The organism is Acidobacteriota bacterium (assembly GCA_030697165.1).
In the GTDB taxonomy this organism is placed as follows: Bacteria; Acidobacteriota; Vicinamibacteria; order Vicinamibacterales; family UBA2999; genus 12-FULL-67-14b.
This window is the reverse complement of sequence record JAUYQQ010000004.1, coordinates 180,782-201,682: the sequence shown is the minus strand read 5'-3', so window position 1 is coordinate 201,682 and position 20,901 is coordinate 180,782. Positions and strand designations below refer to the sequence as shown.

Annotated in this window: 16 protein-coding genes; 9 read left to right on the top strand and 7 right to left on the bottom strand. The window is 66.5% G+C overall.

The window, feature by feature from the left end; genetic code table 11:
* Positions 1-22: 22 nt before the first annotated feature.
* A complete protein-coding gene (locus Q8T13_04775) occupies positions 23-3,313 on the bottom strand; it encodes a CHAT domain-containing protein (GenBank protein ID MDP3717067.1) in 3,291 nt (1,096 codons plus the stop codon).
* The gene (locus tag Q8T13_04770) at positions 3,306-4,136 is read right to left on the bottom strand and encodes a sigma-70 family RNA polymerase sigma factor (GenBank protein ID MDP3717066.1); all 831 of its coding nucleotides are present in this window, start codon (positions 4,134-4,136) and stop codon (positions 3,306-3,308) included. The genes Q8T13_04775 and Q8T13_04770 overlap by 8 nt, the downstream gene beginning before the upstream one ends.
* A gap of 406 nt (positions 4,137-4,542) precedes the next feature.
* On the opposite strand from Q8T13_04770, the gene Q8T13_04765 reads away from it, so the two are divergent.
* Positions 4,543-5,316 carry a response regulator gene (locus Q8T13_04765; GenBank protein ID MDP3717065.1) on the top strand — a complete coding sequence of 258 codons (774 nt, stop codon included), beginning with the start codon at positions 4,543-4,545 and terminating at the stop codon, positions 5,314-5,316.
* Between the two features lie 141 nt (positions 5,317-5,457).
* On the top strand, positions 5,458-7,203 hold the full coding sequence (gene sppA / locus Q8T13_04760; protein MDP3717064.1) for a signal peptide peptidase SppA: 1,746 nt from the start codon (positions 5,458-5,460) through the stop codon (positions 7,201-7,203).
* A 1-nt stretch (position 7,204) separates the two neighbouring features.
* On the opposite strand, the gene Q8T13_04755 is transcribed toward sppA, so the two are convergent.
* The gene (locus tag Q8T13_04755) at positions 7,205-9,130 is read right to left on the bottom strand and encodes a peptidyl-prolyl cis-trans isomerase (GenBank protein MDP3717063.1); all 1,926 of its coding nucleotides are present in this window, start codon (positions 9,128-9,130) and stop codon (positions 7,205-7,207) included.
* Between the two features lie 136 nt (positions 9,131-9,266).
* Here Q8T13_04755 and Q8T13_04750 point away from each other — a divergent pair, with 136 nt between their 5' ends.
* The 7 genes from Q8T13_04750 (at position 9,267) to Q8T13_04720 (ending at position 17,691) form a co-directional block, all read left to right on the top strand.
* Positions 9,267-10,319, top strand: coding sequence for a diguanylate cyclase (locus Q8T13_04750; protein ID MDP3717062.1), 1,053 nt, complete (start codon positions 9,267-9,269; stop codon positions 10,317-10,319).
* Between the two features lie 55 nt (positions 10,320-10,374).
* Positions 10,375-11,400, top strand: a complete 1,026-nt coding sequence (locus Q8T13_04745) for a rod shape-determining protein (GenBank protein ID MDP3717061.1) — start codon at positions 10,375-10,377, stop codon at positions 11,398-11,400.
* Positions 11,401-11,501: 101 nt separating this feature from the next.
* Positions 11,502-12,350, top strand: a complete 849-nt coding sequence (gene mreC / locus Q8T13_04740; protein MDP3717060.1) for a rod shape-determining protein MreC — start codon at positions 11,502-11,504, stop codon at positions 12,348-12,350.
* Complete coding sequence (gene mreD, locus Q8T13_04735) at positions 12,347-12,853, top strand: rod shape-determining protein MreD (protein ID MDP3717059.1); 507 nt, start codon at positions 12,347-12,349, stop codon at positions 12,851-12,853. The genes mreC and mreD overlap by 4 nt, the downstream gene beginning before the upstream one ends.
* A gap of 72 nt (positions 12,854-12,925) precedes the next feature.
* Complete coding sequence (gene mrdA / locus Q8T13_04730; GenBank protein ID MDP3717058.1) at positions 12,926-14,851, top strand: penicillin-binding protein 2; 1,926 nt, start codon at positions 12,926-12,928, stop codon at positions 14,849-14,851.
* Complete coding sequence (rodA, locus tag Q8T13_04725) at positions 14,851-15,936, top strand: rod shape-determining protein RodA (GenBank protein MDP3717057.1); 1,086 nt, start codon at positions 14,851-14,853, stop codon at positions 15,934-15,936. The genes mrdA and rodA overlap by 1 nt, the downstream gene beginning before the upstream one ends.
* A gap of 99 nt (positions 15,937-16,035) precedes the next feature.
* Positions 16,036-17,691: an Rne/Rng family ribonuclease gene (locus Q8T13_04720; protein ID MDP3717056.1), complete on the top strand. Its 1,656-nt coding sequence runs from the start codon at positions 16,036-16,038 to the stop codon at positions 17,689-17,691.
* Between the two features lie 71 nt (positions 17,692-17,762).
* Here Q8T13_04720 and Q8T13_04715 read toward each other — a convergent pair whose 3' ends face one another.
* From Q8T13_04715 to Q8T13_04700, 4 genes are all read right to left on the bottom strand, one after another.
* Positions 17,763-18,209, bottom strand: a complete 447-nt coding sequence (locus Q8T13_04715; protein ID MDP3717055.1) for a hypothetical protein — start codon at positions 18,207-18,209, stop codon at positions 17,763-17,765.
* A 210-nt stretch (positions 18,210-18,419) separates the two neighbouring features.
* Entirely contained in the window at positions 18,420-19,481 is a 1,062-nt protein-coding gene (locus tag Q8T13_04710) for a DUF4097 family beta strand repeat-containing protein (protein MDP3717054.1), read from the bottom strand.
* A gap of 8 nt (positions 19,482-19,489) precedes the next feature.
* Positions 19,490-20,239: a zf-HC2 domain-containing protein gene (locus tag Q8T13_04705; protein ID MDP3717053.1), complete on the bottom strand. Its 750-nt coding sequence runs from the start codon at positions 20,237-20,239 to the stop codon at positions 19,490-19,492.
* Positions 20,240-20,302: 63 nt separating this feature from the next.
* A complete protein-coding gene (locus Q8T13_04700; protein ID MDP3717052.1) occupies positions 20,303-20,863 on the bottom strand; it encodes an RNA polymerase sigma factor in 561 nt (186 codons plus the stop codon).
* Positions 20,864-20,901: the final 38 nt, after the last annotated feature.

Below are 20,901 nucleotides of genomic sequence, written 5' to 3'. Positions count from 1 at the left end.
TCGTGCTCCTGAGGTTGGGGGGCTATCGATCGGAGCCGTACAGCACCAACGCACTCCAAGCGCCGAGTCGACGGCCGTTGCTCTGTAGAACGTTGCGTTGGAGAGTGTTGAGGGCTTCGTCAGCGGTGATGCCCGAAGACATCAACCGGTGGAATCCCACCATGAGTTCGCGAGTGGCCGCTTCGTTGGCCCCGGGCAGCGTACCCACCACGGCCGGTACCCCGGCGGCGATGAACGCACGCGCCAGGCCAAGGGACCCTTCGCGGCTCATTGATTCGTTGGCCGTGACGTCGTCGATCACCACCACCCTGGTGCGCGGCAAAGCCCGGCTGGCAAGATCACGGCCGAGTAAGGCGCCTGAATATCGAACGCCCGGTTCGTCGGACAGCATGAGGCGCGACAGCAACGGGTAAGCGGCATTGGGCCTGGTCTGCGCGGATAGGTGAACGATGGCGTGCGATGGAGCGTCGGCGATAAACCGCGATCGCGTGGCCGCCGAACCGGTCAGCACTGCGGGCTGGTTGTAGGCGGCGGCGACGGCGAGCGCCTCGCTGGCCGCCAGTGCGCCCGGACCACCGAAGATCAATGAATCCGTCTGGCCGGTGGGTGGCGGCGAAGCGCGACCGGCGGCGGCTCCGGCAACGTTGGACGCCATCGTGACGGTCATTTGCTCAACCAGGAAGCGACCCTTGGAGGCATCCCACAAGGCCGCGAAGCTCACATCCTGGTAGGTGGCATCCGGCACGAACGAGAGTCGCGATACCCCGGCCAGGTCGCCCGCGACGGGTCTCAGGATCTCCCGGAACAGGTCCGCACCGGCGCCAGGGACGACGGCCTCGAGGCGAATCTCGTCCAGCTGCCGCGACACCAGTCGCTGCGCGTCGCGTCTGGTCAGCGGCCGCATGACTACCGTGGTGCGCTCATGGCCGATGACCCAGACTGCCAGCTCGTCTTCGAACTGATTGAGGGCGACGATGGCCTCGCCGACTGGTATCGATCGTTCGATGTCGCTCAACGTGTGGTTGACGGGGGCGCGGTTTTTTTCGGCGAGCGTCCGCGCCCTCGCCCGCTCCGACATCGCGAACGCCCGGGGATAGTCCTTGTTCCTGATGGCGAATTGGACGGCCGTGTCGAACAGTTGCCACGACTCGTCGAGGGTAGAGACCTGGCCTTCGTCCGACAGCGATGAGCGTTCTTCCTCGAACGCCTGGATGCCGCGCTCGAGCGCCGCATCGGCCGCCACCAGGTTGCCCAAGACGATGTTGGCCTTGGCCAACTGCAACGCCAACTGGGCGACGCGGAGACGATCACCGCGCTGCCCGACACGCTCGATCGCCGCTTCGGCCGCCGCGATGGCTCGCGCGGGATCGGTGCGGCGGAACACGTTGCTCTCAGCGGCGAGGATCGGTTCTTCGATGCGCAGGTTGACAGCCGCGGCCGGCACCGCGGCCAGGGCCAAACGTGCAGCGGCGAGGTCATTCTGCGCAGCCTTGTCCTGACCCAACTCCGACAACAGGGCGGCACGGGCGCTCAATGAGTCGACAATCGGGGCCAGTCGGCCGGCGGTCTTCGCGTTGTCGACCACCGCGTCCTGGAAAGCGAGACTGGCTTCCGGATTCTGGCGCCTGACCGCCGCGGCGGCGCCAACCAGCACACCATAGTGGAGTCGCTGCGATCTGGAGATTGTCAAAACGGGTAGCGCCGCGGCCCGGTGTTCCCACGCCTGTCGTTCGTCGCCGAGATAGCCGTGCAAGCTCGCCAGCAGGTTATGGGCCCCGGCGGCCTGCTCGACGTCTCCCATCTGAGCAAAGGTAGCGAGGGTGTCTTCGTACGCCGCCTGTGCCTCGCCAATGCGACCCTGGCCAAATGCGATGAGCCCAAGGAACCAGGTGCTGCGGCCGGCGGCAAAGAGATAGCGCCGTTCACGGGCCTCGGTGCCGCTGGCTGCAAAGGCCGACAGAGCGGTGCCGGTCTGGCCCGTGACGAAGTTAATCGCCGCCAGTTCGATGCGTGCGCGGACGGCAAAAGGCGAGTAGGCGGCGTGCAGCTGCGGCAACGCGGCCGCGAAGCTCGCCGCGGCCGCCGGGAAGCGGTCTTCGGCGAACGCGCGCGCGGCCTGCGCGTAGCCGGCGTGAGCGACCGCCAGGGCGCGCACGGCGCCGGATCCGCGTGCCTGGGCGCGTTCAATCGCGGCTACCGTGTCGATGTAAATCCGGTCACCCGCGACGCGGCCGAACGCCTCGGCCATGGCTCGCACGCGGGCGAGTTCAACGGCGCCGTCGCGCCCGGCCTCGACCGCAGCAGCCCATGCCGGCAGCAACTCGTTCTCGAGTACGGCCCGGGCCTCGGTCATCTGCGTCCGCACGGCGGCGTCGGCGAGCGTCACGTCGATGTCGCCACGTAGCTGCGGCTCGATCGCGAGCCAGGCGGCGGCCGCCGTTGGCCTGGATAGCTCGGCCAACCGCGCGCGGGCTTCGTCGGCCCACGGCGAATCCGCATCGCGTTCGAGATAGTCTGCCCACGCACGCTTCGCGTCGGCCGTCAGTGACAGGGCCGTCATCGCCAGGGCCCGGTTGAACCACGCCTCGGTCAGGGACGGATCGATCCGGCGGGCGCGATCCGCCGAAGCCAGGGCCCGGGGCAGGTCATCGGGCCGCAGGCCCAGCCGGGCCCGTTCGAGTTGCACCGTCGCGACATCGTTCAGGTACCGCGCGTTGGCCGGCTGTTCTCGCGAGGCCGCCAGCAGCGCATCGGCGGCGGCGTCGAACTGTCCGGCCAGCAACTGCGACCGGCCCAGGTCGTTCAATCGCGAGGGTGTTTCTCGTTCGCCGAACGACTCGCGAATCTTGGCGGCGGTCAGGAGGATCCGATCGGTCTCGGCGGCTCGGCCACCTTGCCCCCCAGCAGATGGCGCACCCAGTGGGGCATGCGGGAACCCCCCGGTCAGCCGGCCGAGAACCGATCGTTGCTCACTGACGCCGACAAGATTCACGAGCCCCGTATCGCGATCCAGCCACGGCCTCACGAGTGAGGGCGTGAACAGGACTGTGACCACGGCAGCCGCGGCTGCCAGCACACCCACCAGGGTTCGTCGAGTGGCTGCGCGTGAAGCGATCTCCACCGCAGGCTCGGCGTGGGGTGTGGACTCCGGCACGTCCGCAACCGTTCGCACGACCCCGGCCACCAGTGCCAGGCACTGGGGACACGAGGCAAGATGGCGATCCACGCGAGCACGCTCGGCCAGACTGAGGCCCCGGTCAACATACGCCGCCAGAACCTCCGGTTCCGGACAGCGGGTGTAGGAATCACCCATCTTGATTAGGTAGACGGACAGGTCCCAAAAACCTCTCAACCTCGGCGCGCAACAGCGGTGGCAGGGCGATGGTGGGATGGCCAATGAGCCCGATCGCTTCGCGGGGATCGATGCCCGAGTTCGTCAACGCGCGTTTTAGTTCCTTGATCGTCCGGTCCAGCCGGCGGTGCAGCGTCGGCACGGAAATGCCGCTCGTGCGCGCGATCTGGGCGATCGAAAGGTCATGCCGATACCGCAACGTGAGCAGCACCTGGTCCTGATCCGGAAGGGCCGCGATCGCTGACTGCAGGGTTCGTGCCAGTCGCTCGATGTTCACGCGGTGCTCGGCATCCTCGACTCGGGACTCTGATGTCTGCGGGGACGGTACCGCCGCGGCGGCTTCTTCTCCTACTTCAGTTGTCTTGAGCCGGACCGGCAATTGGTTCCACAGGTCGCGCAACTCGCGCACGGACACGCCCGAGCCCTGGCTGGTTTGCACGATTTCCAGCGCTTCGTCCAGCGTGTACCCGTCACGGGTCACCAGCCGCTCGAGCAGCACGGCCACTGGCCCCAGCCGATCCGCCACCGCCGACGGGCGCCACCGGCCCCACCGTTCCACGCAGAAGTCGAGCGACAGCCGCTCGATCACCGCGGCCAGATAGGTCCGCCATGAACTGCGATGCTGAAACTTGCGCAGAACGGCGTAGTCGTCCTCGATCAGGCGCAGGCGGACAAATCCGGCGAACTCCTCCTGCTCGGCAGACAGGTGTCGCCGCCGACCCGTCGTTCGCACGATTTGATCGATGAGGTCGAGGTGTTCGACGAGCAGCCGTTGATAGTCCACGCGGATTTGGATGGGAACCCGCCCGATTATCAGTACGCGTCGGTGTCAACACAAGGACGGTAACGGACAGGCGCGAATATTTTGGGTGAAAAGACAGTTGAGAGAATCCGCGCGCATGGCCGTCTAGATCAATAGCGAGACCGTCCCTTGGTCCGGTGCCCTTGGCACGACTCCTGAACTACAGCTCGTCACAGGAGGCAGGACGACGATGGGAACGCCCGCAAATTGGCCGATTCTTGATGAATTCAACCAGACGACCCTACCAGGGGATGCGTGCGCGCCCATGTGCGGGCCTGTGCGCCCAGTGGGACACACGCAGGATCGTTGGAAGCAGGATAGTATGATGATCAGCTTCTTTGGCGGACCCGGCGGGGCAGGAGCCCGCGTCTGGTCCTCAGGCAGAATTGTGGCGGACCAACCGGATCTGGAACAGCTGCGGACGCGAGTCCGCGAACTGGAAGCGTTGTGCACGGACGTGCTCGTCGCCGGCGTCGATATTGGACTGCCGCAGCACCTCCTCAATCAACTCTGGGGCGCCGTCGGCCACGGCGAGTTACCACACGCATTCAACGTCGACCTGCCTCCGGCGCCGCCGCGTCCGCAGACCGTGGCACCCGCCGCGTCTGAACCGGCCACCGTGACCGCCATGCCGGAGAAGCCCGCGGCAACCGGCCACGCGGCCGCGACGCCGCGTCCGCCGCTGGAGATTCCCGACATCCCGCTGACCTCGAACCCGCTGACGGCGCCGAAGGACGACTCGCACCCCAAGCCGCCGCAGGCCGAACTGAAGCCGCTCGGCATCAAGAAGACCGTCGTTGTCGTCGACGATGACCCGATGATGCTTGACGTGTTGTCCCGCATCCTGCAGCGCGAGAATTTCGAGCTGCTGATGGCGAGCGGTGGTCCCGAAATCATCCAGAAGCTCGCCGGGCACACCGGAGACGTTGACCTGCTCGTCACCGACTACGCGATGCCCGACATGCAAGGCCGCGAGCTGGCCGATCGTGTCCGCGAGCGGTTCCCGGCGGTCAAGGTGCTGTACCAGACCGGCTTCAGCGACATGCTGTTCGAAGACCGGGTGGAACTCGAGGAGGGCGCCGCGTTCCTCGAGAAGCCGTTTACTGCGCGGGGCCTGCGCGAGGCGGCCCGGCTGGTCCTGTTCGGTTCGATCAATCCCTAAGGCGGCGGCTTGCCGGGGTCGGATGACTCCGGTTCCGTCCCTGCATCCGCCCCACGCGCCACTTTCCTGGGCTCGCCGCCATGGCCGAGGTTCGGGTAGCGCCCGCCGCCCACGCCCGCCACGCACGGCTATACTGATCCGGTGAATCGCGCTGTCAGATTTGTGTTGGTGTTCCTGGTCGTGGCCACGATGGTGTCGGTCGCGGCCATGGTCATGTTGTTCGTACTGGTGGGCTCGGAACCGGCCGTTCCGGCGCGCGCGACGCTGGTCTTGAGCCCGAACGGGGACCTGCCCGAAGTGCTGCCCGAGGTCATGTTCGGCGGCGACGAGCTGACGGTGCGCTCGTATGTCGAGCTCATCCGCAAGGCGAAGTCCGACTCGCGCATCACCGGGATCCTGTTGCGGCCCGGCATGCTCAGCTCGCCCTACTGGGCCAAGATCCAGGAAGTGCGCGACGCGCTCAACGACTTCCGCGCCAGCGGCAAGTACGTCCACGCCTGGCTCGAGTACGCCGGGGATCGCGAATATTACCTGGCATCGGCTGCCGACCGCGTGTTCCTGTTGCCATCGGCCACGCTCGACCTGACCGGCATTGCCAGCTACGAGCTGTTCCTGCGCGGCACGTTCGACTGGATCGGCACCTATCCGGACTTCCTGAACGTCGGCGACTACAAGAGCGCCGTCAATACCTACCTGGAGAAGTCGTTCACGCCGGCCCATCGCGAGATGGCCGACTCGCTCAACCGCAGCCAGTACGAGCAACTGGTCCGCGGCATCGCCGATGCCCGCAAGAAGTCCGAAGAAGAGGTGCGCGGGCTGATCGACCAGGGCCCGTTCCTGCCGGTCGACGCGTTGCGCCTCGGGTTGATTGACGAGGTCGCCTACGAGGACGAACTTGACGACCTCAACGACGACCTGCGCGGCGCCGAGTTTATCGACGCCGAAGACTACGCCCAGGTCTCGTCGCGCGTCACCGGCCGGTCGAAGGTGGCCGTGATCAACGCGGTCGGCGTGATCAACTCCGGCCGCAGCGGCTACGACCCGATCAACGGCGCGGTGGTGGGCGCCGATTCCCTGGTGGAGTACATCCGCAACGCGCGCGCCGACCGCTCGATTCGCGCCATCGTGCTGCGGGTCGACAGCCCCGGCGGGTCGTCCACCGCCTCGGACGTGATCTGGCGCGAGTTGTCGATTTCGCGCGAGAACGCGCGGCCGTTGATCGTCTCGATGTCGGACCTGGCGGCCTCGGGCGGCTACTACATCGCCCTGGCCGGCGATGCCATCGTCGCGCAGCCGGGCACGCTCACCGGATCGATCGGGGTCTACACCGGCAAGTTCGTGACCGCGGGCAGCTTCGAGAAGCTCGGCGCCAACATCGAGTCGGTCAGCCGCGGCAAGCGTGCCGAAATGTACTCGCCGGACCGCCGCTTCACGCCCGATGAGCGCGAGAAGATCGCGGAGTCGATGCAGGCGGTCTACGACCAGTTCGTGGAGCGCACGGCGGCGGCGCGACATATGGCGCCCGAGAAGGTGGATGAGGTCGCGCAGGGACGCGTCTGGACCGGCGAGCAGGCTCGCCAATTGGGCCTGGTTGACGAACTGGGCGGTCTCTATACCGCAATCGACCTGGCCAAGCAGCGCGCGAAGATCCCGATCGACGAAGAGGTGGAGCTGGTGGTGTTTCCGCCCAGGCGCAGCGTGTACGAAGTGCTGTCCGACCAACTGCGGTCGCCGCTCGGCCGCCTGCAGGAACGCCACACAGCCGACGCGTTGATTCAGTTGCTGGGGCCGCGCGAAAGAAAAGCCTTGTCGGCGCTGCTCGCACCGTCAAGGCTCTTCAGGTCCGGGCAAGTGCTGGCGCACATGCCGTACGTGTTCGTGAGGTAGGTTAAACGCCGCCGGTGACGCGCGCGAGCGTGTCCTGGCGGATGTTGATCTTCAGGCCGCTCTTGGCCTTCTGCATGTAAGCGCCGAAGAACTTGTCGCGGCGCGCGTTTACCAGCTCATCGCGCAGCGTGTCCTTGCCCGACTCCACTTCGGCGTCGGTCACGCCGACCTTCTCGACCACGCGGATAACCGCGGTGCCGGTGGGCGTGGAGATCGCTTCGCTCACGCCGCCCTGGGGCAGCGCGAAGGCGGCGGCATCCACGGCTTCACTGATGCCGAGGTCAGGAATGGCGCTGCCGCGGGCGACCAGTTCGGTGGTCTTCACCTCAAGGCCGGCGCGCTTGGCCGCGGCGGTGAAGTCCTTCGCGGTCTTGAGATCGTTGGCAATTGCCGCCGCACGCTGCCTGGCCATTTCCGCGGCTTTTTCCTGGCGCACGTCGTCGGCGACGCGTGCCTTGACCTCGGCCAGTTGGGGCACGTACGAATCCTGGCGGCCGGTCACGGTCGCAAAGACCCAGCCGGTGGCGACGCGCAGGGCCGGCGTGACTTCGCCCTCCTTCATGGCGAAGACGCGCGACGAGAGTTCCGGCTGCGCGCCGATGCCCTGGATCGGCTCGTCCGACGCCATCATCCCGGTTTCGACCACCGCCAGGCCGCGTTCCTTGGCGACCCGATCGAGGTCGGCGGGCGTCTTGGTGGTGGCTTCGAGCGACTTGGCAATGCTCTCGGCCTCGGCCTGCGCCTTTTGCCACTTCAGCTGGTCCTCGAGCTCGGCGCGGACGTCGGCCAGCGCCCGGGTCGACTCGGGCTGGTTGTCGACGACCTTGATGATGTGGAAGCCGAACGCCGTCTTCACCAGGTCGCTCGTCTCGCCTGCCGTCATGCCGAACGCCGCCTGTTCGAACTCGGCCACCATGCGGCCGCGGCCGAAGTAGTCGAGGTCGCCGCCGTTCATGTTGTTGGTGTCGTCCTCGGAGTACTGCTTGGCCAGCGCCGCGAAGTCGGCGTTGGGCGCCTTGGCCTTCTTCAGCACCTCTTCCGCCTGTGCCTGCACCGCCTTCTCGTCCTTGCCTTCGAGCTTGAACAGGATGTGGCTGGCGCGCACCTGCGCCGGCGTCTGGTACTGCGTCAGGTTCTGCTGGTAGAACGCGGCGATCTCGGCATCGGGCACGACGATCGCGCTGCGGACCTGCTCGACGTTGACCTGCGCGTACTTGATCTTGCGTTTCTCGCCGATGCGGTACTTGTCCTTGGCGTTTTCGAAATACGGCACCAGTTCGGCGTCGGTCACGGTGACCTGGCTCTTGAACGCCTCGGCGGTGACCGGCACCACCTCGAGCTTCACCTTCTCGTTGCGCTTCTTGAACTCGGCGACCACGTCGGCATCGTCGACCGACATCCAGCCGGTGAGCGCGGTCCGCAGTTTCTCGATCTGCAGGGCACGGCGCAGGCTGGTCTCGAATTCCGTGGTGCTGAGCGGCGGATTCTGGATCTGCAGGATCTGCCGGTAGCGCTGCTCGCCGACGAACTTGCCGTTTTCCTGGAAGCCGGGCAGGGCGAGAATGCGCTCGCGAATCTCGACATCGCTGACGGTGATGCCTTGTTTGCGCGACTCGGCCACCATGGCCTCTTCATCGATCAGCTGCTGCAGGATCTGGCGGTCGATGCCAAGCTGCTTGAGCAGCTGGTCGTTCATCTGTCCGCCGTAGGCGTTGCGATAGGCCTGCACCTGCGCGTTGTAGCGCCGCGTGAACGCGCCTACCGTGATCGTCTCGTCCGCCACCGTGGCGAGCTCCTCGTTCGGAGCGGCGCCGGTGGGGGTGGTCAGGAAATCAGGGATGTAGAACAGCACGAAGGTCAGGACTACCGCCGCCAGGCTCCACTTGAGCCAGCCCTTGTGTCGCCGCATCCGGTCGAGCATCGTCATCGGTCAAAATCCTCTGGGAAACCAGAATCGTAACACGGAGGCGCACCCGGCCGAACCTTCGTGATTGAACCATCGTGCTTGAACCCCGTGTTTGAACCCCCGGGATTGAACCCCCGTGATATATTCAGTCAGTTGAATGACTTACGGCGGTTCTCGCCGTCCGGATCTGGCCGCTCGCCTGCGACGTGGCCAGCGCGCGCTCAAGAGCCGTCTCGAACGGACTGAGTCCGTCCTGGCCCTGGTTCGCGCCGCACACGACTCGCTTGACCCCGAAAGCATTGGCCGGCTCGTCGTGGCCCGTGCGGACGAATGGTTCAAGGCGCCCGCGTGCGGGCTGTTTGCTGCCGACCTCGACGGCCAAGTCGTGGGCCTGTCGTCAAAGGGCATGGGACCGGCGCTTACGCCCGCGGCGATCGGTGTAGCGCGCTGGGTGCTGGCGTATGGGCGCGAGCTGACGTCGGCCGACCTGCGAAAAGACGCGCGGGCGCCGGGGGCGGCCGGCGCGGTGCTGGCCTGGCCGTTGCGTTGCCGGGCCCAGACGGTGGGCGTGCTGGTCGTGGCCGAGCGGCAGGCCGCCACGCAGGCGCCGCACCTGCCTCCGGCCGTGGGCCAGTTGCTGGGTGTGATGCTGGAGGGTCCCGCGCAGGCGTTGGACAACGCCTTGCGGCTGCGGCGGTCCGAGGCACTGTCGGTGACCGACGACCTGACCCAGCTCTACAATTCGCGGTACCTGAACCAGGTGCTGCGGCGCGAGGCCAAGCGCGCCTCGCGTTCGGGTCGTCCGCTGTCGCTGCTGTTTCTCGACCTGGACGGCTTCAAGGGTGTCAACGACGCCCACGGTCACCAGGCGGGCAGCACGGCGCTGGTGGAAGCGGCGGCCGTCATTCGGCGGTGCGCCCGTGAAACCGACATGGTGGCGCGCTTCGGTGGCGACGAGTTTGCACTGATCCTGCCCGACACGGGATCGGAAGGCGCGGCAGCCGTTGGCGACCGTGTCCGGGAACGTATCGCGGCTCATCCATTTCTCGCGGGACATGGCCTGAGCATGCGACTGACCGCGTCGGTGGGAGTGGCAACGCTGCCCGACGTCGCGGCTTCGGCTGAAGAATTGGTGCGTGCGGCCGATATGGCGATGTACCAGGTAAAAGATTCGGGTAAGAACGGGGTTCGCATCGCCCAGGCCGAATAGGCCAGCGCTGCACGGTTCTGCACACAGCGCTTAGTAAGAAGCACTAGTTAAAAACATGGGTCTAGGTTCGTTTCTGTCGTTTCTTTCCACTGACTTGGCCATCGATCTCGGGACGGCCAATACCTGCGTGTACGCCAAGGGGCGCGGCATCGTCGTCAACGAGCCCTCCATGGTGGCGGTCAACAAGGTCACCGGGCGCGTCGAGGCGGTCGGCACCGGCGCCAAGGAAATGCTCGGGCGGACGCCCGGCAACATCGTCGCCATCAAACCGATGAAGGACGGCGTGATCGCCGACTTCGATGTCACCGAGAAGATGCTGACGTACTTCATCAAGAAGGCGCACAACGGCAACGTGTGGGTGCGGCCGCGCATCATCATCGGCGTGCCGTCGGAAATCACGCAGGTTGAAAAGCGCGCGGTCAAGGACTCGGCCTACCGCGCCAAGGCCAGCGAAGTGCACCTGATCGAAGAGGCCATGGCGGCGGCGATCGGCGCCGGCCTGCCGATCACCGAGCCGGCCGGCAGCATGATCGTCGACATCGGCGGCGGCACCACCGACATTGCGGTGATCTCGCTGGCGGGCATCGTCTACAGCAAGGCCGTGCGCGTGGCCGGCAACGAGATGGATGAAGCAATCATCCAGTACATCAAGAAGACCTACAACCTGCTGATCGGCGAGCGCACCTCGGAGCAGATCAAGATGGAGCTCGGCTCGGCGTATCCGCTCGAACAGCGGATGACGATGGAGATCAAGGGGCGCCACCTGATCGAGGGCGTGCCCAAGACCATCACCATCACCGACGAGGAGATCCGCGAGGCGCTCGCGGAAACCGTCAACGTGATCGTCGATGCCGTGCGGATTGCCCTCGAGCGCACGCCCCCCGAGCTGTCGGCCGACATCGTCGATCGCGGCATCGTCATCACCGGCGGCGGCTCGATGCTGAGGAACCTCGACAAGCGACTGCGCGAGGAGACCGGCCTGCCGGTGTCGAGCGCTGAGGATCCGCTGTCGTCGGTGGTGCTCGGCGCCGGCAAGATGCTGGGCGAGTTCGACCTCCTCCGCAAGATTGCCATCGATTAGAGCCGTGTCGGGAGTCGGGAGTCGGGAACCGGGAGTCGAAATGCCAAGCACCACGACTCCCGACTCCCGTCTCCCGATTCCCGGCCAGCGATAGAACCCGTATGGCTTTGGCCGATATCCGACAACGTCCCGGCGTGCTGCTTGGCGCGGCCATCCTGCTACACGTCGTCCTGATCTCCGCCCAGGTGAATACCGCGTCGGGGCTGCCGGTGCTGCAGGTGGTTACGTTCGGGTCGTTCGCCGAGGTGCAGCGCGGCACGACGGCGCTGTTCGACGGCGTGCGGAACTTCTGGTCGGGCTACGTCGCGTTGCGCCAGGTGCACGCCGAGAACGACGCCCTGAAGAGCCAACTGCAGACGTTGCAGGTGCGGTTGCAGCAAGAGCGCGCCGAGGCCCAGCGCACCGACAGCCTGCGCCAGTTGCTCGAACTGCGCGAGCGCGCCCACCTCGACACCACCGCCGCCGAGGTGATTGCCGCCGCCGCCTCCCCGGAATTCCGCACGGTCACCATCGACAAGGGCACCAATGAGGGACTGCGCAGCGACATGGCCGTGATCTCGCCGGCTGGCGTGGTCGGCCGCGTGATCCTGCCGGCGCGGCGGGCGTCGAAGGTGCAGTTGCTGATCGATCGCAACGCCGCGGCCGGTGCCTTGATCGAGCGGACGCGCGTGCAGGGCGTGGTCGAGGGGTTTGGCGACGGGTCGCTGCGGATGCAGTACGTGCCGGGCACGGCCGACGTGAAGCCGGGCGACCTGCTGGTGACGTCGGGCATCGACGGCATTTACCCGAAGGGTTTCGTGATTGGCACCGTCGAACAGGTCGAGCGGGGCAGTGGCGGTTATCACCAGATCACGGTGCGGCCGGCAGTGGATTTCGCGCGCCTCGAGGAAGTCCTGATCGTTCGCACGCCCCAAGCGTCCTCGGGCGACGTGCCCGAGGGGACGCCGTGAGGGCGGTCGCCGCTGCGGCGGCCATCGTGGCCGCGCTGGCGCTGCAGACGACGCTGGCGGGGATGGTGATTCAGGGGACCGCGGCCATCGACCTGGTGCTGATCGTGGTGGTCTATATTGCGCTCAAGTCGGGCCCGGCGGCCGGCCTGGTCAGTGGGACCGCGGCCGGGTTGGTCCAGGACGCGTTGTCGAACCCGATCCTGGGCATTGGCGGCCTTGCCAAGACCATCGTCGGCTTCCTGGCGGGGGTGCTGGCCACTCAGTTCATTCTGAACGGGCCGCTGCCCCGGCTGGTGCTGCTGGTCCTGGCGACGTTCCTGCACGCCGCCATCTTCATGGGGCTCTATGTGTTGCTGGACCTGCGGCAGTTTCCAGACCCGCTGCCATCGGTGGTCGGGCAGGCGCTCGGCAACGGCTTTGTCGGCGTGGTGGCGTTCCAGCTGGTCGAGTGGTTGCCGGGCTTCGTCGACCGCAGTCGCGGCAGACGGTCTTTGAAGCGATAATTACAAGATTCGGGGGCGGGAGTAAACTCCTGAACCCGTGAACCCGTGAACCCGTGAACCCGTGAACCTGCCATGGCCATTGCCGAAGATCGCCGCCGCCTGACGACCCGCCTCACCGTACTACGGGTGTCGGTGGCGGCCGCCTTCCTGCTCCTGGCGCTGGGCTTCTGGTTCTTCCAGGTCGTGCAGCACGCCAAGTTCCAGGAGATGGCGGAGAACAACCACCAGCGCACGCTGACGTTGCGCGCGCCGCGGGGCATCATCTTCGACCGCACCGACCAGCTGCTGGTCGAGAACCGCAACTCGTTTAACATCTCGATCCTGCGCGAGCACACCAAGGACATGGCCCGCACCATTCGCCTGTTGGCGTCGGTGACCGGGGTCGACGAGAAGATGGTCGGCGAGGTCGTCGCGCGCCAGCGCCGCGAGCCGAGCTACCGGCCGATCGTGATCATCCGGGATGCGACGCTGGCCCAGGTCGCGGCGGTGACCGCGCGCCGGCTCGACTTCGAGCTGCCCGATGTGATCGTCCAGGAAGTGCCGACCCGCGAGTATCCCGATCAGTCGATGGCGGCGCACCTGATCGGCTACGTCGGTGAGGCCAGCGAAGACCAGATGAGTGCCGACCAGGTGGCCTCCGGATCGATCGTCGGCCAGTTCGGCATCGAGCGGGTCTATAACAAGCTGCTGATGGGCGCGGACGGCGCGCGCCGGGTCGTCGTCAACAGCATGGGCCGCGAGATTCGCACGCTCGAAGAAGTGCCGCCGGTGCAGGGCCGCCGCGTGCAGCTGTCGCTCAACTCGGCCATGCAGAAGGCCGCCGAAGACGCCTTCCGCGCCGCCGGCTACTGGGGCGCGGCGATAGTGCTCGAGCCCAAGTCCGGCGACGTGCTGACCCTGACCAGCCTGCCCGCCTTCGACCCCAACGATTTTGCGACCGGCATCGACCGTGCGACGTGGAACCAGCTCAATACCGACAAGTTGCGGCCGCTGCAGAATCGCGCGATCCAGGGCCGCTATTCGCCGGGGTCGCTGTTCAAGATCCTGATTGCGACGGCGGCGGTCGAGGAGGGTGTGATTTCGCCCGAGCGGCAGATCTTTTGCGCGGGCGGCGGCACGTTTTACGGCCGCTTCTTCCAGTGTCTCGGCAAGCACGGATTCATGGACATGCGGCGTGCGCTCGAAAAGTCGTGCAACACCTACTTCTATACGGTTGGCGACATGCTCGGCATCGACCGCATCCACAAGTGGGGCGAGAAGCTGGGGCTGCACGGCAAGAGCGGCATCGACCTGCCCAACGAGGCGGATAGCATCGTCCCGTCGCAGGAGTGGAAGCGCAAGCGCTTCAACGAGCGGTGGTACGCCGGTGACACCATTTCGGTCGCGATCGGCCAGGGCATGGTGGACGTAACGCCGATGGGGCTGGCGGTGATGATGGCCAGCATTGCCAACGGTGGCACGCGCGTGGTGCCGCGCCTGGTCAAGGCGTTTGATGACGGTAATGGCTGGCAGCCGGTGGCCGCGCCGCCGAGCCCATACGCGCCGTTCCTCATGAAACCCGAGACCATCTCCGCGGTGCGTGACGGCTTGTGGCTGGCGGTCAACGGCGCCGGCACGGCGCGGCGCGCGATGATCCCGGGCCGCGACGTGTCCGGCAAGACCGGCACGGCGCAGGTGATTTCCCTCCAGGGCAAGAAGCGCGCCCGCGGCACCGACCGCGACCTGCGCGACCACGGCTGGTTCGTGTTCATGACGCCGAAGGACAATCCCGAGCTGGCGGGCGTCATCTTCACCGAGCACGGCGAGCACGGGTCGTTGGCGTCGCCGATCGCGAAGCACATCATCCAGACCTATTACGCGCAGCGTGACGGCGAGCCGTTGCCGGTGCTCGCGCCGCCCCCGGCGGCGGCGCCGGTACCCGTTCCTGTGCCTGTGCCTGTGCCGGCGGCACCGGTCCGCACCACGGCGATGACCGGTCCGGCCGGGGGAGGGCGCTAGTGTTCGAGCGCCGGCTCTACTATCACATCGACTGGGCGCTGATCGGCGCCGTGCTCGCCATCTGCGCGATGGGCCTGGCCATGATCTACAGCACCACCGGCGGCGCCGGTCCGGTCTACTGGACGCAGGTCTACGCGCTGGGGCTGGGCGCCGTGGCCATGGTGCTGTGCCTGTCGTTCGACTATCGCTCGCTGGCCGACAAGTCGCACTTCTTCTATCTGGCGATGATGGTGGCGCTCGTCGGCGTGCTGTTTTTCGGGGCGGTGCGCGGCGGGTCGCGCCGCTGGATTGACCTGGGCGTGTTCAACCTCCAGCCGTCGGAATTCGCGAAGGCCACGCTGGCGTTGATGCTGGCGAAGATGCTCGGCGAAGAGCGGCGGCCGGCCCTGACCAATACCGATCTGGCCCTGGCCGTTGCCCTCACCGCCATTCCGTTCCTGGCCATTGCCCGCCAACCCGACCTGGGCACCGCGGTCACGTTGTTGCCGATCCTGCTGGTCGTCGTCTTCGTGGCCGGCATGCCAATGAAGTACATCTACACCATGGTGCTGCTGGCCGTGCTGGCGGCGCCCATCGCCTACAAGTTCGGCCTGCAGGACTACCAGCGGGAACGCATTTCCACCTTCCTCGACCCGGCCCAGGACCCCCGTGGCGCCGGGTATCAGCAAATCCAGGCCCGCATCACCGTCGGCTCCGGCGGCGTGTGGGGCAAAGGCTACATGGGAGGCACGCAGGGGCAGCTGCGCTTCCTTCCCGTCGCGCACAACGACTTCATCTTCTCGGTGCTCGCCGAGGAGCAGGGGCTGGTCGGCGTGCTCGTCGCACTCGGGTTGTACCTGTTCGTTATCATGCGCGCGCTCGATGCGGCCCGGCTGGCCAAGGACCGACTCGGCGCTTATCTCGTCCTGGGCGTGCTCTCGTCGTTCACGTTCCAGGTTGTCTACAACATCACCATGTCGGCGGGTCTGGCGCCGGTCAAGGGGCTCACGCTGCCGCTCATGAGTTACGGCGGCTCCTCCCTGATCGCGACGCTCGCCGGGTTCGGCCTCATCCTCAACGTGCGGATGCGGCGGTTTACGAACTGATGCCGACTATGGCGGGAGTCGGGAGTCGGGAGTCGGGAGTCGTGTACGTCGTCTCCCGGTTCCCGGTTCCCGGTTCCCGATTCTGACAGGGCACTTTCCATGAACAAAGAAATGATCATCGCCTCGAATGGCCACGAAACCCGTGTCGCCATTCTCGAGGACGATCAGCTCGCTGAGCTGTTTGTCGAGCGCGAGCAGAATCGCGGCGTCGTCGGCAACGTCTACAAGGGCCGGGTGTCGAAGGTCCTGCCCGGCATGCAGTCGTCATTCGTCGACATCGGCCTCGAGCGCGACGGCTTCCTGTATGTCTCGGACGTCATCGCCAACCTCGACGAGTACGACAAGGACGACGACGACGACGAAGGTGCCAAAGGTGCCAGGGGTGCCAATGGTTCCAAGGGCGAGGGTGCCGAGGGTGCGGGTGCCAATGGTGCCGAGGCCGGGGCCGAGGGTACGGCCGCGCCCGAGCGCCGCGGCCGTGGCCGTGGCGGACGTGGTGACCGCGAAGAGGGCAAGGAACGGGCGCCGGAGCCCAAGATCGAAGAGCTCCTGAAAGAGGGCCAGGACGTGATCGTCCAGGTGGCCAAGGAGCCGCTCGGCACCAAGGGCGCGCGCCTGACCTGCCACGTCACGCTGCCGGGGCGCTTCCTCGTGTTCATGCCGACTGTCGACCACATCGGCATCTCCCGCAAGATCGACAGCCGTGAGGAGCGCACGCGCCTGCGCGGCATCGTCAAGGAGTTCCGTGAGCAGCACCACTTCAGCGGTGGCGTGATCATCCGCACGGCGGCGTCGAACCGCTCCAAGGACGACATCCTCGCCGACCTCAACTACTTCTACAAGATCTGGGTCGACATGCGGCAGCGCGGCGAGCAGAAGCGCTCGCCGGTGACCGTCTACCAGGAGCCCAGCCTCGTCGCCAAGCTGCTGCGCGACCTGCTCACCGACGACTACTCGGCGATTCGCATCGATCATGCCGGTGAACACCAGCGGGCGCTCGAGTTCATCGGTCGCATCATGCCGGGCCTGGCGCCGCGCGTGAAGCTCTATGACAAGGACTTCCCGATCTTCGACGAATACGGGGTCCAGGCCGAACTCGACAAGGCACTGCGCAGCAAGGTGTGGCTCAAGTCGGGCGGCTCGATCGTGATCAATCAGACCGAGGCGCTGGTCGCGATCGACGTCAACACCGGCCGCTATGTCGGCAAGAAGACCGCCGGCCGGCTCGAAGACACCATCATCAAGACCAACCTCGAAGCGGCCAAGGAAATCGTCCGCCAGATCCGGCTGCGCGACCTCGGCGGCATCATCGTCTGCGACTTCATCGACATGGAGGAGAAGAAGAACCGCCTGAAGGTGTTCGGGGCGGTCGAGCAGGAGCTGCGCAAGGACCGCGCGCCGTCAAAGGCCCTGCAGGTCTCGGACTTCGGCCTGGTGATCGTCACGCGCAAGCGCGTGAAGCAGAGCCTCGAGCGCGTGCTGACCGAGCCGTGCCCGTATTGCTCGGGCGCCGGCACCATCAAGTCGAGTGCCACGGTCTGCTACGAGATCCTGTCGGAAGTGAAGAAGGTGGGCTCGGACCTGGACGGCCCGGGTGTGCTGCTGCGGGTCAATCCCGACATCGCCCGCGCGCTGCAGGAGGAAGAGAAGGGCGTGCTGCGCGACCTCAAGGAACTGCTGCGCCGCGACGTCATCGTCAAGCCCGACGTGCACCTGCATCACGAGCAGTTCGACGTCATGTCGATCGGCGGGTGACGGGCCACCAATAGAAAAAGCCGGGTACCGCGTCGTGCGGTCCCCGGCTTTGTCGTGTACGGCTCGCGGTGTTACATCGCGGGCGGCATGTGAATGAGGTAGCCGACACCGGCGCGGTTGATCCAGACGCGCAGGTACTCGTTCCCCTTCAGCATTTCCACCCTTGTGCCCGTCCGCGTCGAGGCGGGCGCGTCGGGGCCGGGCTGCAGGTCCTTGGCTTCGGCCGCGGGGATGATGCTGACGACCTCGCGGCCGGCCACCTTGCCCCCCTGGACGAACTCGACCCAGCGCTCCATGGTCTGTCCGGGCACGACCGGCGTCACGGCCTGCGCGGTCAGGCGGACCTGGTAGGTCCCGGCCTTCAGCGCCTTGCCGTCGGCCATTACGCTCCGGGGCAGGCTTACCGACCCGAGGCTCGCCTCGCCCGCGGGCACCTGGCCTTGCGGGGTGGTTTGCGCGGACACGACGCCCGCTGTCAACACGGCCGCAAGCATTGCGACAAGAATCCTGACCTTCATGCGTTCTCCTCCTGGCGGCGATCCGGGGGACCGCCTTCGGGGTTCATTATGCCAGAAGAGTGCCATTCGACTCGATAGGCGTCCAGCCCGGCTGGACACCCATCTCGCTCATGGCAGGCCATCTGGAGGGCAGCTGCAGGCCCCAAGTAGGGCAAGGGCCTGCCCTGAGCGAGTAACCGGACGCTTAGCGTCCGGTTACGAGTCGAAGGGTTACTTCTTGGTAATCACGACCGAACCGCTATGGCTGCGAACCGCAACCAGGGCGCTGGCGTCGCCGTAGGCGCCGCGGATGGCGCGGTTGCTGGCGCCCCGCCGTTGGTCACGGTCGTTGCGGCCCATGGTCCGCAGGGTCACCGGCACGTCCGACCGCACGCTGCCGCTGAACGTGTCGGCGTCCAGTTCGAAACCGGTGTTGCCCGAGAGGACGATACGGACGTTGCCGGAGTGGGAGGTGAAGGCGTACCGGCCGGCCTTGATGAGCGGGGCATCGAAGTCGATGTTGCCCGACACCGACTTGGCCTCGACCCGCTCGACCTGCGTCCCCGACAGCCGGACATTGCCGCTGACCGAGCCGGCCTGGAGCGTCCGCACTTTGAGCCCGGAGGCGATCACCGAGCCGCTGACCGTGCTGAGCACCATCGTCGACGCGCCGCCGGCGTCGCGGGCGGTCACGTCGCCCGACACCGTTTTGGCGAGCGCCAGGTTGGGGGCGGAGTCGACGCTGACATCGCCGCTGATCGTCTCGGCCCGCACTTCACCGCGCACGCCCGAGACGATCACGTCACCGGAGATGGACTTGACGGCGACCGAAGCGCCCGTGGGGACGGCAATCACGTAGTCGATTCGGCCCGAAAAGCCGCGGTCCCCGTTGCCGCGGCGCGGGTAGACCGAGCGCACTTCGACACGGCCGTTGAAGTTGTTCATCTCCACCCGCAACTCGCTCAACAGCCGCTTGGCCTCGTCTGCGCTGCGATGGCGGACCCGCCTGGTGGCCTCGACGCGAATCTCGTTACCGCTGCTGCCGGTGACTCGGACGTCGCCGGCGATGCCGGTGAGGTCGAGCGCCGCGCCCTCGTCGACCTTGAAGGTCTGCGAGGTCTTGTCAACCGTTTCGGGGCCCTGGCGCGAATCCTGGTAGCGCTCGAACCAGCTCGGACGCGGGCCGCCTTCGTCCAGCAGCAGGCCGCGCAGGGTGACCGCGGCACTGGCCGGCGAGGCGCTCGCGACCAAGGCGAGGGCGACAATCAGGCGTGGGAAGAATCGGTTCGGCATAACGTCCGTTACTGCGACAGGGTCTGGATGCGGCGCCCTGCCTCGGCTTGATTGCCCTTACGCATTTCGTTGATCAACTCGACCGTGGTCTGCAGCAGCGCCACCTTGGTGCGGAGGGCGTCGAACAGGCCGTCCTGCGCGTTGGTGCTGGCCGGCTGCGACTTGAGCGCGGCGCGGCTCTCGCTGATCGCCTGGTCGATCACCGTCAAGTTCTTCTGCAGGACCGACGCCACCTGCGGGTCGAGTTCGCCGTTGTCCTGGTTGGCAATGGTCTGCAGGTCGTCAATCGCCTTCTGGTAGTGCTTCTCGGCCGCTTCGAATTCTGCGGCCACCGACTCGACGCTGATCGCGCGCCCGGTGGCCTCGGCCGCGTTGTCGGCTGGCGCGTTGTCACGCGACATCAGCGGCAGCAGGCCGATCACGGTCGCCAGCACCAGCGCCGCGGCGGCGCCCAGCCACACGGGCCAGTTCGCGCCGCCTCCGCCAAGGCTTCGGCGCCCAAGCTCTGGCATGGCGAGCAGCCGGCCTTTCGGGGCCGGTTCCGCGGCCACGGCGGCCTGCAGGCGCGTCCATGAACCGGGCGCCGGCTCGTGACGGTCGAGCATGAAGGCCGCCGCACGGATGGTGCGCAAGTCGGTGACGAGCGCGCCGCAGAGGTCGCAGGCCTCAAGATGCCGCTCGACGTTCCGCTGGGTCGCGGGATCGAGACGCCCATCGACGAAATCGACCAGGGCGGCATTGAGGTCACTACAGGTCATAACTGAAACTGAAACTGAAACTGAAACTGAAACTACCAACTAAAACTACCAACTATCAACTCTTCAACTTTCAACTCTCTTCCGCAGTCCGTTCGCAAGGTAGGAGCGAATACGCATCCGCGCCTTGTGCACCTGCGACTTCGACGTGCCTTCCGACACGCCGAGCATGGTGCCGACCTCATGATGCCCGAACCCTTCCACGTCGTGAAGGAGGAAGGCGGCCCGGCAGGCCGGCGGCAGCGACGCGATCGCCCGTTCCAGGTCGATGCGGCTGACCGCGCTCAGGATCGGCACCGGCGACGCGACCGGCACGGCGTCGGGCTCGTCCAGCGAGTCGGTGTGCTGGCCCATGCGCGTTTGCCGGTTGCGCAGCACGTCCAGGCAGTGGTTCATCGCCAACCGGTAAAGCCACGTGCCGAGGGACGACTCGCCCCGAAAGCTCGCAATCTTCCGGTAGGCCAGCAGGAAAATATCCTGCAGCAGGTCGTCGGCCTCGCCCTTGGCGCCGGTCATCCGGCTCGCCAGATTGTAGAGCCGCGTGGCGTGCTGGCGGTACAGGGCCTCGAACGCCGACCCATCCCCACTCCGAATGCGCTCGACCAACTCGAGATCGGCGCTGTTCACGTCACTTGTAGGGTTAGACGGGGACATGGGGGAGGAGG